Genomic DNA, 16463 nt, shown 5'->3' with positions numbered 1-16463 from the left:
GCATTCTCTGCAGTCAACCTGAATGGGAGGTTAACCATCAGTTATATATTGCTATTCGTTCTATTAATAGCATAGTCCCAGATGTAAAAACCTAGGTGTAATAACAGGGGGACCAATTGACATGCTTTCATGAAGATTGGTTAGTATGTCACCTAGTGAGCTCCGAGGGGATACAAGAGGCTGTACAAGCCCGAGATGAGCTTATATGGACAAGGCGGAAGCCAAGTGGGTTCAGAATAAGGCTGTCGGGAAACTGGTTTGGCAAGATGTCATTAACCATCAGGAAAAGCTAAAAAAAGAACATAGAAGGAAGCGGCCCATCAGGGCCGCTTCCTTCTTATTCGGTCGGTAGATCTCCAGCCACGAACTCAGCCCAAGCATCCATCATGGGTCGACGTTGATCCAGCAGATCGGTGCGGTGGTATGCAGCTTCTACCTTGTTTTGAACTGTGTGAGCTAACGCTCGTTCAGCGAGATCCCGCGCATAGCCTTGCTCGCTGCACCAGTCCCGAAAACTGGAACGAAAGCCATGAGCCGTTGCCATTCGGCTAGGAGTACAGCTCGCAGCTTTGGCTCTTCTCAGAAACATAGTCAGTACAGTGTCCGAGAGCGGAACCTGGTCCCTGGGAGATGGGAATACCAACTCGTCATGCAATCCCCTTAACCACATCAGGATTTCGGCGGCGCGAAGAGATAACGGAACTCGATGTTGTTGCTTGGCCTTCATACGCTCGGCAGGCAAGGTCCAGACTCTTGCCTCTAGATCTACCTCAGACCATCTCATTGCTCGAACTTCACCTGAGCGGCATGCCGTCAGGATCAAGAACTCCAGCATAGAGCGGGTTACATCGTACTGTTGCGCTGTTCTCAGGTGTTTTTGCACAAATACCGGGATATCACGCCAAGGCATCGCTGGCTGGTGCTCTACTCGCACTGACTTGCTGGGTTGGGCCGGTAGTAAGTGACTAACTACATCCACCGGGTTTGCAGAGGTATAGCCATGAGCCCATGCCCAGGCCATGACTGCGTGTAGCCGCTGCTTAACACGGCTTGCCGTTTCCGGGATCGACAACCAGATCGGCTGTAAAACTGAAGCGATATGAGCGGGGGTAATCGCATCAATGGAGATAGCGCCAATGGTAGGGAAGGCATATTGCTCCAATGTGGTGATCCATTGCTTGCCGTGTTTTGGGTTCTTCCAGCCTGGTAACAAGCTTTCGTAGACAAGTCTGGCGGATGCTTCCAACGTCGGGGTCTTTGGCTTGTTCTGCTCCTGCAGCCGGATCTCTAGCGGATCCAGATTATTCGCCAACTGTTCCCGCATTACCTGTGCGTCTCGCGCTGCATCAGCGATGGAGATCTCGGGGTAAGTCCCGAGGCCAGCATTCCGCCGTTTCTTTGTCAGTGGGCTGACATAGCGGAATACCCACTTGCCTCTGCCCTTGGCGGTAGAAGGGTGAAGCGTCAAGCCTGTAACGCCACCGTGGGCAAGGGGTTTATCTTCCGGCTTGATGCTACGAGCTTTGGTATCGGTGAGGAGCGCCATCAGGTAACCTCCTTGAAAATTGAATATGCCACGCAGTATGCCACCAAGCATGCGCGGTGGTAACATGTGATTGGGATGGATTGGACAGAGTGATTAAGTAAGGTGCTGATATAAAGTGACTTACTGAACTGGCTTGGTATTAGTTAGACTTTATTGCGGCGGGCACCTCCTCCGCCATTTTCAGAAAAGCCCAGACAACCTTGTTGTCTGGGCTTTTTGCTATTTGCGATACGAGCTCATATCCGGATCCAGGCTGCTGCGGCTGGCTTGCGTCACACCCACCGATCGCAAAACCGTGTTCAGCTATCATTTTTGACATTCTCTCCATGTCCTCCTTTACAGGCTCCGGCCGCTTACCAACACTCTGTTGAGTAATGGCTCAGAATGGAGCGAGACATGCGTGAACAACGTGAGAAAATGGTTCAACTCTTTGATCAGGAAGTTGATTTCCCTGCCGATGAACAGCTGGTATCCACCACGGATCTGCGTGGCGTCATCACTTATGCCAACGATCATTTCTGCCGGGTTGCCGGTTACAGCCGTGCCGAACTGATAGGCCAGCACCACAACATGGTGCGCCATCCCGACATGCCCAAGGCCGCCTTTGCCGATCTGTGGGGCAAGCTTAAGCAGGGGCAGCCATGGCGCGGCATGGTGAAGAACCGTTGCCAGGATGGTCGCTACTACTGGGTCGATGCCTATGTCACTCCCATCTTCGAGCAGGGCAAGATAAGTGGCTATCAGTCGGTGCGTTGCCGTGCCGATCCGCAGATGAAGGAGATTGCCGCCAAGACTTATGCCCGCCTGCGCGCCGCCGAGCAGGGAGGGCGCAAGCCCCGTATTTCCCTGTCACGGCTGCGCCATCTGGTTGCCGGTTCAGGATTGCTGGCGCTGGCCTGGTTGGGTGCCGTGCAGCTGGGATCCTGGGCTCCGCTCTATATGGCTTTGCCACTCCTGCTGCTGGGAAGTCTCTACCGCCACGAGCTCATCACGACTCCGCGCTATTTGCGGCAGCTGGCCGATGAATATGACAGTCTGACCCGGCTTATCTACTCGGGTCAGGAGCCCAGCGCCATCGCCGATTTTCACATCAAGTTGCTGCAGGCCCGCATCCGGACCGTGCTGGGGCGGGTGGACGATGCCACCCACGCTCTGCAGGATCTGGCCGTACACCTGAAGAGTGCCTCCAGTGAGGTCAGCTCGGACATCGCCGAGCAGGATGCCCAGACCCAGCAGATGGCGGCGGCCATTACCGAGATGGCGAGCACGGCGCAGGAGATAGCCCGCAACATTCAGGACACAAACAGCCAGGTTGCTCAGGCCAAGGCTCACTGCCAGCACACGGACAAGCAGTTGCTCGACACGGAGCGCAAGATAACCGAGCTTGCGACGGAGGCGGAGCATGCGTTTGCTTCCGCGGTAGCGCTTGCCAGTGAATCGGATCGTATCGGGGTCTTGATGGGAGAAATTCAGGGCATCGCCGATCAAACCAACCTGCTGGCGCTCAACGCCGCCATCGAAGCGGCCAGAGCGGGAGAGCAGGGGCGGGGTTTTGCGGTGGTGGCGGACGAGGTACGTACCCTGTCGACCCGGACCCACAAGGCGACCGAGCAGATCCAGAGCAGCATAGGTCAGATCCAGCGTACCCTGAACGGCTGGAAGGGGATGATGCAAAACAACCTGCAACAGACGCAGTCCTGCGTGGAGATGACCCGGCAAGGTTCCGGCAGCCTGCATCAGGTACTGGCCGAAATTGAACTGGTGATGGATTTCTCTGCCCAGATCTCGGCGGCGGCGGAGCAGCAACAGGCGGTAGTCGAAAACATCAGCCAGAACGTCAACCTCATCTCCCAGCACTCCCACGCCAACAGCAACAAGATGCAGGATGTGGATGAGTCGAGCGAGATACTGCTGACCAAGGCCAGACAGCTCAAATCCTTGGGGCAGACCTTCGGCTGATGCTCCCGCGCGCTCACCAAAAGCAACAAGGCCACCCATAGCGGTGGCCTTGTTGCCTTGTACTGCCCTGCGCCTTGGTGCTGCCAGCGTGATGTTGTGAGGTGCAGCCAGGCTGACCGGGTCAGGATGAAGGGCTTAGGGGGGCGCCACCGCCAGCTCGATCCCCTTGTCGTTGTACATGGCGCGATCGGCGTGGATAAGCCACTGCTCGGCACGCCAGCCCGGCTGGTATTGGCTGACCCCGACGCTGATGCCGACCGCCAGCAGATGATCGTTGACCTGAAAAGGCTGGGCCATGGCCATTCTGATCACCTCGGCAATGGCCTCGGCATCGAGCTGGTCGTGATCGGGGAGCAGCAGCACGAACTCGTCACCGGCCAGTCTGGCGAAGAAGCGCTGGTGGTTGAGGCTGCGGGTGATCCGCTCCGCCAGCTGGCAGAGGATGGCATCGCCATGGCTGTGGCCAAAGCCGTCGTTGACCTGTTTGAAGTTGTTGAGATCGCAAAATAGCAGGCAGCCTGGGTTGGGGCTGCTTATCTGTGCCTCCAGCCGTTCCATCAGGCTCAGGCGGTTGGGCAGGCCGGTGAGGGGATCTCTTCGTGCCAGCTGCAATATCTCCTCTTCCCGCTGCTGGCGCAGGGCAATCTCGCGATTGAGTCGTTTGTTGCACACCAGCAGGTAGACCGCCAGCAGCAATATGAGCACGCAGGCGGCCAGACTCAGCAAAAACCAGGGACGCCAGAATACCCACTGCTCGGAGGGGGCCTGATAGAGAAAGTCAGTCAGCGGCACGGGTCGCTTGATGAGCCCGATTTCGGCCAGCTGCTCCATGATGTGGGTGACGCGATCCGGGTTCATATACCCGATCTCCACATAGAGCGGTTGTATCATTTCCTTGCTGACCTGCAGCTCGTACTCCATGTGGGCCTGACTGCGGTTGACGCCGTATTCACTGCGCAGCAGGGCGATGGCCTCCTGGGGATGGGCGAGGGCATAGCGCCACCCTTCAAGGCTGGCGGTCCGAAACCGCTCTACCCTGCCCGGATGGGCCTGCTCCTGCGCCTGAGTGGTGAAGAGTATGTCGCTGTAAAAGTCGATGCCGTAATTGCGCGGGTTGATGACGGAGACGGGAATGCCGCGCTCTTCCAGATAGAAAGGCTCGTTGCTGAGATAGGCGTTGAAGATATCGACCTTGCCCTCGATGAGATCATCGATATTGACCGAGGTCTGGATCGGGGTAAGTTGGCTTTCATTGAGACCTTGATAGAAAAGTGTCGCCAGCAACTCGGCATCCTGATGGGCGGAAAACATCATGATCCGTTTGCCACGCATGCCATCAACAGTGAGAATGCCGCTGTCACGACGGGCCAGGAAGATGGACGGCGAGTGCTGAAAGACGCAGGCGAGTGCCAGCAGTGGCTTGCCATTGGCATAGGCGGTCAGCACCTCTGTGTTGCCGACGCCAAAGTCGGCACGACCGCTTTGCACCTCGTCCACCGGGCTTATTCCCTTGCCACCGGGCCTTATCTCCACGTCCAGTCCGGCTTTGGCATAGAAGCCCTTGGCCTTGGCCATGTGATAGCCCACAAACTGGGGCTGGTGCAGCCAGCGCAACTGGAGCACCACCCGCTCCGGGGCTTCAAGGGAGGATTCATTGGCCAGGAGGGGCCCGATATAACTGGCGCCAATCAGCAGCAACCAAAGCAAGTATCTCTTCATCCGTGCGATTCTTGTTCTGAGTATTCATGGGGGGGCGACCCCTTGATGGAGTCATATTCTTGTAATGAAACACATTCTAAAAGGTTATAGATGTACCGGATACTAGCGCAGCACAAAGATTTTATGTTGATCAACAAAGGGCCGGGCCTTGGCATGCATGACGAAGCCGGTCAGTCGGGTCTGGTCAATCCGGGACTGGTCAGTCGCGTCAAGGCCGACACAGGGCAGGTGCTTTATCCCGTTCATCGGCTCGACAAAATGACCTCAGGTTTGGTGTTGCTGGCGCGTACCACGGCGGCGAACAGGGCACTCAGCATGGCATTTGCGGATCGACAGGTGAGCAAGCAGTATCTGGCCCTCTCCGATCGCAAGCCCAAAAAGAAGCAGGGCTGGGTAAAAGGAGACATGCAAAAAGGGCGGGGTGGCAGCTGGATGCTGGCGCGCAGCCTGGACAACCCCGCCATCAGCTGGTTTGACTCTGTGCCGGTGCGCGAGGGTCTGCGGCTCTATCGCATCAAGCCCCAGACCGGCAAGACCCACCAGATCCGGGTTGCCTTGAAAAGCATAGGGGCACCCATTCTGGGGGATGAGCGTTACGGCGGCACGGCGGCCGACCGCGGCTACCTGCATGCCTGGCGCCTGAGTTTCACCCTGGCAGACGAAGCATTCGATTTTATCTGCCCTCCCGATGAGGGGGCCATGTTTCTCGCCCCCGAGCTCCATGTCGCCATCGCCGGATTGAGCGAGTGAGGGGAGGACAAGACACTATGCGTACAGACTGGATCCTGGCTGACTTTGACGACACCCTGGCCCCGGGCGACAGCCACGCCGGCTTGCTGCGTTACATATTGCGTCGCCGGCTCTGGCCGCTGTTGCTGCTGCCGGTGATCGCACTGGGTGGCTTGGTTTACCTAGTGCCAAGCCGGCGCAGGCAGGGGATTTCGCTGATCTGGTGGGCCATCACACTGGGGCTTTCGCCACTGGGCTGGCGCAAACTGGTGCGGGCCTATTGCCGCACCCGGCCTGGGCTGTTTCGCGAGGCGCGCGCCTTGCTGATGAAAGACGGTGATCGCTGCTGGGTGATCTCCGCCAGCCCTCGCGCCCTGGTGCGCGGGCAGCTCTATCAACAGTTGCCTGGCAAGCTGCCCCATCGCACCCTGGGCTCGCGGATGCACTACCGCTTGGGCGGCTTGATGCCGCGCTTTTACTGCCACGGCCAGCACAAGATACTGCCCGAGATCCGCGCCCTCACTGTGACGCTGGCCCTGAGTGACAGCCTGCACGATCTGCCGCTGCTGGCGCAGGGTGCAGAGGCCTGGCTCATCAATCCCACCCCCCTTCGTCTGCAAAAGGCGCAGGCCTGTTTGCCCCACATCATGACCAAATGCTGGCGACTGTAAGGCAAAGCTGACAGCCCTGCGGGTCGCCATGGGGCGATCCGCAAGGCTGCGGCTTGAATGTCACAATCTATTTACATCTTTTGGTGGAGAACCCCGAGAAACTATCTGAAACCCGCCTCTTCTCTTCTGCCGCGCACCTGCATCTAATGAAACAAGTTGTTAACAAGGCCTGTTTGACGGGATCGACGGTCAGGCCGTCGCCCCAAGTCAAACCGCTTTAACCACTTTTTGTCATCAGCACATTGCAAGGAGCGCATCATGACGACCACTTCCTCCTCTTCCCGTTCCCACACCATCAATCCCCTCGGCTCGGATGGCTTCGAATTCGTCGAGTACACGGCGCCGGATGCCAAGGGCATTGCCGCCCTCAAGGCGTTATTCGTTTCACTGGGTTTTGCCGAAGTGGCAAAGCACAAGCACAAGCAGTGCTGGCTCTATCGTCAGGGTGACATCAACTTCGTGGTCAACGCCGAGCCACACTCCCAGGCGGAGCAGTTCGCCAGCCTGCACGGGCCCAGTGTGTGCGGCATGGCATTTCGGGTGGCGGATGCGGGCAAGGCCCAGCAATATGCCATCACCAAGGGGGCCAAGCCCTTCGTCGGCAAGATAGGGCCCATGGAGCTCAACATTCCCGCCATCTATGGCATAGGCGAGAGCACACTGTCGTTTGTTGACCGCTACGGCGACAGGGGCTCCATCTATGATGTGGATTTTGTGTTGTACCCTGACTGGCAGGCGCGCATGGCCGAGGTGGATGCGGGGCTCTACGAGATCGATCACCTGACCCACAACGTCCAGCGTGGCAACATGGATGTCTGGTCGAACTTCTATGAGCGGATCGGCAACTTCCGGGAGATTCGCTACTTCGACATCGAAGGCAAGCTCACCGGCCTGCATTCCCGTGCCATGACGGCCCCCTGCGGCAAAATCCGCATCCCCATCAACGAATCCTCCGATGACAAGTCCCAGATCGAGGAGTACCTGCGTCAGTACAAGGGGGAGGGGATCCAGCACATAGCCTTGGCCTCCAGCGACATCTACCAGACCATACGCACCCTGCGTGGCCGTGGCACCGGTTTTATGCCGACCCCGGACACCTACTACGAGAAGGTCAACAGCCGGGTCGAGGGCCATCAGGAAGATCTGGCCTCCCTCAAGGATCTGCAGATCCTCATCGATGGTTCTCCCACCAAGGACGGCATTCTGCTGCAGATCTTCACCGACACCGTCATAGGCCCTGTGTTCTTCGAGATCATTCAGCGCAAGGGCAATGAAGGGTTTGGCGAGGGCAATTTCCAGGCACTGTTCGAATCCATTGAACTGGACCAGATCCGCCGTGGTGTACTGCATGGAGAACCCAGCGATGCGTAACTGGATAAGCTTTCCCCATCGGGAGGGAACTCACTCCCGTCAGGCGCATGCCGACCTGCCAGAGCAGGCCATCTACGAGCGCGAACTGGGGCGGGCCGGTTTCTTCGGCCCCGCCACCCACATGCACCACAAGCATGCCCCTACCGACTGGACCAACTGGGAGGGGCCGCTGCGGCCGAGGGCGTTTGACTTGAACGGCTTGCAGGAGGAGGTGAGTTCCCTCTCCCCCTGGGTGATGCCGGATATTCTGCACAATGCTCACTGCCGCTACCGGATGTGGCGTTTGCACGAGCCTATGCCGTTTCTGGTGCGCAACGCCGACGGTGACGAGCTGCTGTTTATCCATGAGGGCAGTGGCGATTTCTACTGCGACTACGGCCACCTGACCTTGCGGGACGGCGACTATGTGGTGATCCCCCGTGGCACCATGTGGCGCATCGAGCCCACGGCGCCCATGTTCATCCTGATGATAGAGGCGACTAATGACAGCTATCAGCTGCCGGACAAGGGACTGGTGGGCAATCACGCCATCTTTGACCCGGCGGCGCTGGATGTGCCCGCCATCAATGAACGCTTTCTGGCCCAGCAGGATGAAAATCCCTGGTCGCTGCAGGTCAAGCGCCACAACCAAGTGTCGGTCATCACCTGGCCCTTCAATCCGCTGGATGCCCAGGGCTGGCACGGGGACTTGTGCGTGGTACGCCTCAACTGGCGCGACATTCGCCCGCTGATGAGCCACCGCTACCACTTGCCGCCCTCGGCCCATTCCACCTTCGTGGCGAGCCGGTTCGTCATCTGTACCTTCGTGCCGCGCCCCATAGAGAGTGACCCCGGCGCCCTCAAGGTGCCCTTCTATCACAGCAACGACGACTACGACGAGGTGCTCTTCTATCACGCAGGGGACTTCTTCAGTCGGGACAATATCGAGCGGGGCATGGTTACCTTCCACCCTGCCGGCTTTACCCACGGCCCCCATCCCAAGGCGTTTGCGGCGGGGCAGGCCTATGCCAAGAAGTTCACCGACGAGGTGGCCGTGATGCTGGATACCCGCGATGCGCTGAACGTCGGCAGCCTGTGCGAGGGGATAGAAAACCCGCGCTACGTCAGCAGCTGGCAGCGTCCCGAACTTTCGACTGCCACTGGCAAATAAGGATTTTTATGAAACTTGCAACCTTGAACAATGGCAAGCGCGATGGCGCTCTGGTGGTGGTCAGCCGTGACTTGAGCCGCGCGGTGCGGGTGCCATCCATCGCCCTCACCCTGCAGTCGGCGCTGGATGAGTGGGCACAAACGGCCCCGCGCCTTGCCGCCGTCTATCAGACCCTCAACGATGGCACCTGTGCCGATGCCTTCCCATTTGATGAGAGTGAGTGTCTCTCGCCCTTGCCCCGAGCCTACCAGTGGGCGGATGGCAGCGCCTACGTCAACCATGTGGAGCTGGTGCGCAAGGCCCGCGGCGCCGAGATGCCGGAAAGCTTCTGGCACGATCCCCTGATCTATCAGGGCGGCTCGGACTGCTTCCTAGCCCCCCGTGGTCCCATCGTCATGGGCTCGGAGGCCTGGGGTATCGATTTTGAGTCGGAAGTGGCCATCATTACCGACGACGTGCCCATGGGAACCAGCCCGCAGGCGGCGGCCGCCCACGTCAAACTGTTGATGCTGGTGAACGACGTGAGCCTGCGCAACCTTATTCCGGGCGAGCTTGCCAAGGGCTTTGGCTTCTTCCAGTCCAAACCGTCGAGCGCCTTCTCGCCGGTGGCCATCACGCCGGACGAGTTGGGCAGTGACTGGCAGGATGGCAAGGTGCATCTGCCGCTGGAAACGCACCTCAACGGCGCGATTTTCGGGGCGCCCAACGCCGGGGTGGACATGACCTTCAACTTCTTCGAGCTGGTCGCCCATGCCGCCAAAACCCGGCCGCTCGGGGCGGGCTGCATTATCGGCTCGGGTACTGTCTCCAACTATGACCGCAGCGCCGGTTCCTCCTGCCTCGCCGAGCGGCGGATGTTGGAAATTATCGAGTCAGGTCAAGCCACTACACCCTTTCTGTGCTTTGGTGATACAGTGTCCATCGCGATGCAGGATCGCAACGGGATGAGTCTGTTCGGCACCATTTTGCAAAAAGTCACGCAACAGGATGCCAGCCAGACGAAGTGAATAAGCCAGCGCGGACACAGGGCCGACTGGTGAACGGCAGGTGCCCGTGCACCTGCCAACACAGGGACAGATTATGTTGCAGTTGTTTGGATATTGGCGTTCATCGGCAAGTTATCGGGTACGGATAGTCATGCAGCTCAAGGGGCTCGATTATGAGTATCACCCGGTCAACTTGAGGCAGGGCGAGCAGCGCGAGAAGGCCTATCATCGTGTCAATCCCCAGGGGCTGGTGCCCTTTCTTATCGACGGGGATGTGCAGTTCGGTCAGTCGGTTGCCATCATGGAATACCTTGACGAAACCTATCCTGCCTATCCGCTGATGCCCTCGGCCGCCCAGGCGCGGGCCAGGGTGCGCCAGATAGTCAACATGATCGCCTGCGACACGCACCCGCTCGACAACCTGCGGGTACTCACCTATCTGGATCAGGAGCTGGGGCTGGGCAAGGCGCAGCGTGATGCCTGGTATCGCCACTGGATTGACGAGACCTTCAGGGTACTCGAACCCTTGCTGATGACCACGGCCGGCGTCTATTGCGTCGGCAACGAGGTGACCCTGGCCGATTGCATGCTGGTGCCTCAGGTCTACAACGCCCGCCGCTACGACATGACGCTGGATGAGTACCCCACCATCGCGCGTATCGTCGCCAACTGCGAGCAGCTGCAGGCCTTTATCAAGGCCGCACCCGCCAATCAGCCGGATGCGCAGCCTTGATATTTGACTGACTCGAAAGCGTTTTTTGAAACCCGTCGCCCCGCCCCCTTGTCTCCAACAGTGCGGGGCGATGGCGTTATGGGATGAGTCGAGGCAACTCAGCTGCGTTCAGATAGTGGCTGGAAGAAGGCGATAAACTTGTCGAATTTCGCCTCGTCGTAGCTCTTTCCCTTTTCCAGCATCCCGGTATTGACCGATTCCAGCAGCTTGCCCTTGGCATCCAGCACGTAGAAGTGGGGCACCCCAATATACTCGGGGTAGCGTTTCAGGAAGGGCTCGTTCTTGTTCGCCTTGCTGACGTTCACTTTGACCACCACGAAGGTCTGGTTGAACTGACTGGCAAGGGTTGGCTCCCGGTCCAGAAAGTGGTTCATCTCCTGGCACCAGCTGCACCATTCTCCGCCCACCAGCAGCAACACCTTCTTGCCCTCCCTCTGTGCCTTGGCGGTGGCGGAGGCCAGATCCTGCGCCGGATCCCGCTGCTCGTCATATCCCTGACTGTAATCGGGCAGCTCCTTGGCCCAGAGATGGCCGGCGCTGTACGCCTCGCCATGGAACAGGGCCGTGCCAAGCACCAGCGGCAATAGCAGTCGGTTCATCTTTTTCTCCTTGTGTTGTTATTCGTTGCTTCCAAGCCGGAACAATGTGACACGAGCGAGCCCCTTCGCCAAGTGGCAAGCGTGGCAGGGAATATGCGAAAAATGGAAATGGATAGACGCGGAAAAACAAAAGCCCCTCAGCTGAGTGAGGGGCTTGGTAGTGATGGACTGGCTTGGTCGTGGGTATTTGCTTATCTGCGTATACCCGTCAGCCTGTCAGTAACTCTGCTGGTGGACGTCCATCACGGCGCGACCGGACGGGTCGGCCATCTCTTTGAACTTGGCATCCCACTCCAAGGCGGTCGGGGTGGAGCAGGCGACCGACTTTCCGTAGGGCACGGTACGGGCGGCGGACTCCAGCGGGAAGTGCTCGTCGAAGATGGCGCGATAAAAATAGGCCTCCTTGGTGAGCGGGGTGTTGACGGGGAAGCGGAATGCCGCCGCCTCGAACATCTGATCCGTCACTTCGACCTCGACCATGGCTTTGAGGCTGTCAATCCAGGAGTAACCCACGCCGTCGGAGAACTGCTCCTTCTGGCGCCAGGCCACTTCGTGGGGCAACAGCTCCTCGAACGCTTCCCGCAGTATGTGCTTCTCGATCTTGCCGTTGCCACACATCTTGTCGGCAGGGTTGAGGCGCATCGCCACGTCCATGAACTCCTTGTCGAGGAAGGGCACGCGGCCTTCCACACCCCAGGCGGCCATGGACTTGTTGGCCCGCAGGCAGTCATAGAGATGCAGGGAGGCGAGCTTGCGCACGTTCTCTTCGTGGAACTCTTTGGCGTTGGGCGCCTTGTGGAAGTAGAGGTAGCCACCGAACAGCTCGTCGGAACCTTCACCGGAGAGCACCATCTTGATGCCCATCGCCTTGATATAACGGGCCATCAGGTACATGGGGGTAGAAGCGCGGATGGTGGTGACGTCATAGGTCTCGAGGTGATAGATGACGTCCCGCAGGGCATCCAACCCCTCTTGTACCGAGAAGTGGATCTGATGGTGAACCGTGCCCAGATGGTCGGCCACCTTGCGGGCGGCGGCGAGATCCGGCGAGCCTTCCAGCCCCACGGCAAAGGAGTGCAGCTGCGGCCACCAGGCAGCACTGTTGCCATCGTCCTCCACCCGGCGGGCGGCGTAGATCTTGGCAATGGCGGAGATGACGGACGAATCCAGTCCGCCGGAGAGCAGCACACCATAGGGCACGTCGCACATCAGCTGACGCTTGACGGCCGCTTCCAGCGCAGCTTTCAGTTCCGCTCTGTCGCTGACCTTGTGCTCGACAGCGCCGTATTCCATCCAGTCGCGCTTGTACCACTGCTTGAGTTCACCATCCTTGCTCCAGAGGTAATGTCCGGGCGGGAAGGTTTCGACGCTCTTGCAAACCGGCACCAGGGCTTTCATCTCGGAGGCGACATAGAAGTTGCCGTGCTCGTCGCGACCGGTATAGAGGGGGATGATCCCCATATGGTCACGACCAATCAGGTAGGCATCCTGCTCGGCGTCATAGAGGATGAAGGCGAAGATGCCGTTGAGATTGTCCAAAAAGGCGGGGCCCTTCTCCTTGTAGAGTGCCAGCAGCACCTCGCAGTCGGAGTGGGTCTGGAACTGGAAGTCGACCTTGAGGTTCTTCTCGAGTTCCTTGTGGTTGTAGATCTCGCCGTTGACGGCCAATACGTGAGTGCGCTCCGGGTTGTAGAGCGGCTGGGCGCCATTGCCCGGATCGACGATGGCCAGGCGCTCGTGCACCAGTATGGCTTTGTCTGAGCTGTAGATGCCGGACCAGTCAGGACCGCGGTGACGCAATCGCTTGGACATCTCCAGCGCCGATTTGCGCAAGGCTGCTGCATCGGATTTGATGTCCAGAATGCCGAAAATAGAACACATTGGCGGTAATCCTCTTGATTTTTATAGGAGCCCCCCACATACGGGCTCGAAATTCCATTTACATTCCTCGTCAATCACAATGCCTAGCGCAAAAACCTTTTGCAAGCGGGAAAACCGCAGAAAATCATGCCGTAAACGTCAAGCAGACGGGCAGATGGGATGAGTGGAAAAACAGGGCGAGTTGACGCCAACGTTAAGCGGTGGCGGGCTCGAAGATCACATAGACCTTGCGACAGGGAGTGAGTGTCTCCCACTCCCCGACAAAGCCCGCCGGAATAACGAACTGATCCCCCGGTTTGAGGGCAAGTTGACCCCCCAGGCTGTCGTGGATCACCACATCCCCTTCCAGAAGCTGGCAATATTCGTGCTCCGTGTAGTGGATGGCCCAGCGCCCCGGCTCGCAGGCCCAGAAGCCCACGTGAAACTGCTGGCTGGGGTCGGAGTAGTGGTTCCACACCGTTTGCGCCGGGTTGCCCGCTTTAATTCGCTCGGGGGCGGGCATCAGCGGGGTAGGGGCCGCCTCGTGGCGGTCGAGCAAAATCCAGTCGTTGAGGGTTTTCATGGTGCATCCTTGCCAATGGTGAGTGAGAGATTGAGAGTGCGGGGCCTTCCTGGCCCCGCACTCGTTTAGTTTGTTTAACAATGTTGACGTTAAGTTAAACGAGGTGGCCACTCCTTGACAAGGGGGGCCTCGGTGCCGAGTGGCTGCAACTCCCTGATGACGTGGCGAGCGAAGCCGCTGCCTGCCTCGTCGTAGACGTTGAACACTGCATCGACGCCCTGTTCACGCAGGGAGGCGATATCATCCTCAAAGCGGACTATGGCCGCTATCTTGCCGTGAAAACCGTGGCTGCGCAGCTTGTCGATGGCGTAGAGGTTGCCCGAGTGATGGGGCATGGCGAGGATCACCAGCTGAACCTGATGGGAGAGGATCACCTTGTCCCAGAAGTCGGTATCGGTGGCATCCCCTTCCAGCACGTTCATTCCCTGTTCGCGCAGCAGGGGGGCCTTGTCCCCGTTGTTCTCGACCCCCAGTATGACGTTGCCATATTTGCGCTCCAGCTCATGATAGGCGCCCTGTCCGATGCGCCCCATGCCGAGGATGATCACCTCTGCATCCCCCAGTTCGATGGGCCTGTCATCCAGGTGCAGGGTGTCCGATTGCAGGCGGCGCAACCAGGGGCCTATATGCTGATAGATCCACTCGCTGTAGCTATTGAGCGGGGCCGACAGCATGAAGCTGCCCGCCAGCGCCAGCGAGAGGGCGACCAGCCATTCGTGGGAGAGCCAGCCCGCCTTGGCGGCAATGGCGGCCACAATCAGGCCGAACTCCGAGTAGTTGGTGAGAGCCAGCGTCGAGAGCAACGCGGTTCGCACCCGCAGCCGGGCACCGCTGTAGACCAGATAGTAGAGGGCGCTTTTGAGCGGCAGTGCCAGCATCAGCACCAGTGCCATCCACATGGTTTCCTGGGTCGGCATGCCGTTGAGGCCGATGGAGAGGAAAAAGCAGATGAGGAACAGATCCTTGAGGCTGAACAGGGATTTTGCCATCCCCGCCGCCGCCGGGTGGGAAGCCAGCAACATGCCGATCACCAGGGCCCCCAAGTCCGGCTTCAAGCCGACAGCCTCAAAGGCGGCGGCCCCCAGCACCAGGGCCAGGGTGATCCCCATCAGCATCTGCAATTCACCGTGACCGGCCCGCTCCAGCAGCTTGAACAGCAGGGGGCGCAGGAAGGGCAGCGCCAGTATCCAGATCGCCCAGATGCTGGGCAATTTGCCGGTGGAGGCGGTCAGAAAGCCCACAGCAAAGATGTCCTGCATGATCAGCACCCCGATGGCCAGCTTGGCATAGAGGGCATTCATGTCGCTGCGATCCTCCAGCACCTTGACCGCAAAAACGGTACTGGAAAAAGAGAGGGCAAACCCGAGCATGATGGCGTGGGGCCACTCCAGATCCAGCATCAAGGTCATGCCGAGCCCCTTGCAGACGAGCAGGATCACCCAGAACAGGCCGCTGGAGAGCAGGATATGGACGGTGGCGGTGCCCCATACGTCCCGGCGCAGCAAGGTCTTGATGTTGAGCTTGAGGCCTATGGTGAACAGCATCAGGGTCACCCCCAGCTCGGCCACCGTCGTCAGCACTTCGGAGCTTTGATAGCCGAGGGCATTAAGCACAAAACCGGCGGCGAGAAAACCGATCAGGGGAGGCAGCCCCACCAGGTTGACCAGCATGCCGCAGGCGAAGGCGACGGCAATGAAGAGCGGTTCCATGGATGACTCCTGTGATCACATCAGACGATATCGATATCCACGACTGAGTCGAAGATGTGGTTCGGGCGAAACGGCATGCGATCGATATCCGCGACCTTGCTCACCCCTGACAGCACCAGCACGGTTTCAAGACCGGCCTGGAAGCCCGCCAGAATATCGGTGCGCAGGTTGTCGCCGATGATGATGGTGTCGTCGGAATGGGCCTCCATCCGGTTCAATGCCGCGCGAATGATCCAGGCGCTCGGCTTGCCCACATAAAACGGCTTCTTGCCCGTCATCCGCTCTATGGGGGCGCAGAGGGCGCCGCAGGCCGGATGCATCATGGGGCCATGGGTATCCGGATTGGTGGCGATGAAGCGGGCCCCCTGATCCACAAACTTGGCCCCCAGCTGCATCATGGTCCAGTTGTAGTTGCGGGTCTCGCCCACGACCACGAAGTCGGGGTCTATGTCGGTGATGGTGAAACCGGCCTTGTAGAGCTCGTGGGTCAGGGCCCCCTCACCAATCACATAGGCCTTCTTGCCATCCTGGCGTTTGAGAAAATCGGCTGTACCCATGGCGGAGGTGTAGAAGCACTCCTCCGGCACTTCGATCCCGGCGGAGCGGAAGCGGTTTTGCAGATCTTTCTGGGTCTGGGCCGGGTAGTTGGTGAGGAACAAGAGCTTGGTGTCCTGTTCCAGCAGGCGATGAACGAAGCGGTCGGCACCGGGGATGAGATCGTTGTTGTGCAGAATGACGCCGTCGATGTCACAGATGACGCTTTTTTTCATGGGAACTCCTTTGTATAGGGCACAAGAGTGAACGCGGGGCGGACGCCAACTCTTAATATCTTCAATCAGTTATGTTGT

14 protein-coding genes are annotated in these 16463 nt (G+C 58.9%); 7 read left to right on the top strand and 7 right to left on the bottom strand.

All coding sequences use genetic code 11. The features are described 5' to 3' along the window. Positions 1-337 precede the first annotated feature (337 nt). On the bottom strand, positions 338-1546 hold the full coding sequence (locus AC1P02_RS18855; protein WP_485182873.1) for a tyrosine-type recombinase/integrase: 1209 nt from the start codon (positions 1544-1546) through the stop codon (positions 338-340). A gap of 396 nt (positions 1547-1942) precedes the next feature. Between AC1P02_RS18855 and AC1P02_RS18850 the strand changes: the two genes are divergently transcribed. After that, entirely contained in the window at positions 1943-3505 is a 1563-nt protein-coding gene (locus AC1P02_RS18850) for a methyl-accepting chemotaxis protein (RefSeq protein WP_485182872.1), read from the top strand. Between the two features lie 135 nt (positions 3506-3640). Here AC1P02_RS18850 and AC1P02_RS18845 read toward each other — a convergent pair whose 3' ends face one another. Continuing rightward, entirely contained in the window at positions 3641-5224 is a 1584-nt protein-coding gene (locus tag AC1P02_RS18845) for an ABC transporter substrate-binding protein (RefSeq protein ID WP_485182871.1), read from the bottom strand. A gap of 90 nt (positions 5225-5314) precedes the next feature. Here AC1P02_RS18845 and AC1P02_RS18840 point away from each other — a divergent pair, with 90 nt between their 5' ends. The 6 genes from AC1P02_RS18840 to maiA all read left to right on the top strand — a co-directional run bounded on the left by AC1P02_RS18840 (position 5315) and on the right by maiA (position 10864). Next, a complete protein-coding gene (locus tag AC1P02_RS18840; RefSeq protein ID WP_485182870.1) occupies positions 5315-5974 on the top strand; it encodes a TIGR01621 family pseudouridine synthase in 660 nt (219 codons plus the stop codon). A 17-nt stretch (positions 5975-5991) separates the two neighbouring features. Next, positions 5992-6624 carry an HAD family hydrolase gene (locus AC1P02_RS18835; protein ID WP_306638459.1) on the top strand — a complete coding sequence of 211 codons (633 nt, stop codon included), beginning with the start codon at positions 5992-5994 and terminating at the stop codon, positions 6622-6624. Between the two features lie 258 nt (positions 6625-6882). Then, on the top strand, positions 6883-7995 hold the full coding sequence (gene hppD, locus AC1P02_RS18830) for a 4-hydroxyphenylpyruvate dioxygenase (RefSeq protein ID WP_447824827.1): 1113 nt from the start codon (positions 6883-6885) through the stop codon (positions 7993-7995). Further along, positions 7988-9145 carry a homogentisate 1,2-dioxygenase gene (locus AC1P02_RS18825; protein WP_169045896.1) on the top strand — a complete coding sequence of 386 codons (1158 nt, stop codon included), beginning with the start codon at positions 7988-7990 and terminating at the stop codon, positions 9143-9145. Before hppD ends, AC1P02_RS18825 begins: the two co-directional genes overlap by 8 nt. Positions 9146-9153: 8 nt before the next feature. Beyond that, the gene (locus AC1P02_RS18820) at positions 9154-10152 is read left to right on the top strand and encodes a fumarylacetoacetate hydrolase family protein (protein WP_485182869.1); all 999 of its coding nucleotides are present in this window, start codon (positions 9154-9156) and stop codon (positions 10150-10152) included. 73 nt (positions 10153-10225) lie between these two features. After that, entirely contained in the window at positions 10226-10864 is a 639-nt protein-coding gene (gene maiA, locus AC1P02_RS18815) for a maleylacetoacetate isomerase (protein WP_485182868.1), read from the top strand. Between the two features lie 98 nt (positions 10865-10962). On the opposite strand, the gene AC1P02_RS18810 is transcribed toward maiA, so the two are convergent. The 5 genes from AC1P02_RS18810 to AC1P02_RS18790 all read right to left on the bottom strand — a co-directional run bounded on the left by AC1P02_RS18810 (position 10963) and on the right by AC1P02_RS18790 (position 16385). Continuing rightward, a complete protein-coding gene (locus tag AC1P02_RS18810; RefSeq protein ID WP_485182867.1) occupies positions 10963-11463 on the bottom strand; it encodes a thioredoxin family protein in 501 nt (166 codons plus the stop codon). Between the two features lie 216 nt (positions 11464-11679). Continuing rightward, positions 11680-13344: an asparagine synthase B gene (gene asnB / locus AC1P02_RS18805; protein ID WP_485182866.1), complete on the bottom strand. Its 1665-nt coding sequence runs from the start codon at positions 13342-13344 to the stop codon at positions 11680-11682. A 193-nt stretch (positions 13345-13537) separates the two neighbouring features. Continuing rightward, the gene (locus tag AC1P02_RS18800; protein WP_404296744.1) at positions 13538-13906 is read right to left on the bottom strand and encodes a cupin domain-containing protein; all 369 of its coding nucleotides are present in this window, start codon (positions 13904-13906) and stop codon (positions 13538-13540) included. Between the two features lie 89 nt (positions 13907-13995). After that, positions 13996-15615 carry a cation:proton antiporter family protein gene (locus AC1P02_RS18795; protein WP_058395459.1) on the bottom strand — a complete coding sequence of 540 codons (1620 nt, stop codon included), beginning with the start codon at positions 15613-15615 and terminating at the stop codon, positions 13996-13998. Between the two features lie 20 nt (positions 15616-15635). Continuing rightward, a complete protein-coding gene (locus tag AC1P02_RS18790; RefSeq protein WP_485182865.1) occupies positions 15636-16385 on the bottom strand; it encodes an HAD-IIA family hydrolase in 750 nt (249 codons plus the stop codon). Between the last annotated feature and the right edge of the window lie 78 nt (positions 16386-16463).

It is taken from the genome of Aeromonas sp. TS_SC_11 (genome assembly GCF_057318915.1).
The sequence above is the reverse complement of the archived record's forward strand: the minus strand, read 5'-3'. Positions and strand labels throughout refer to the sequence as shown.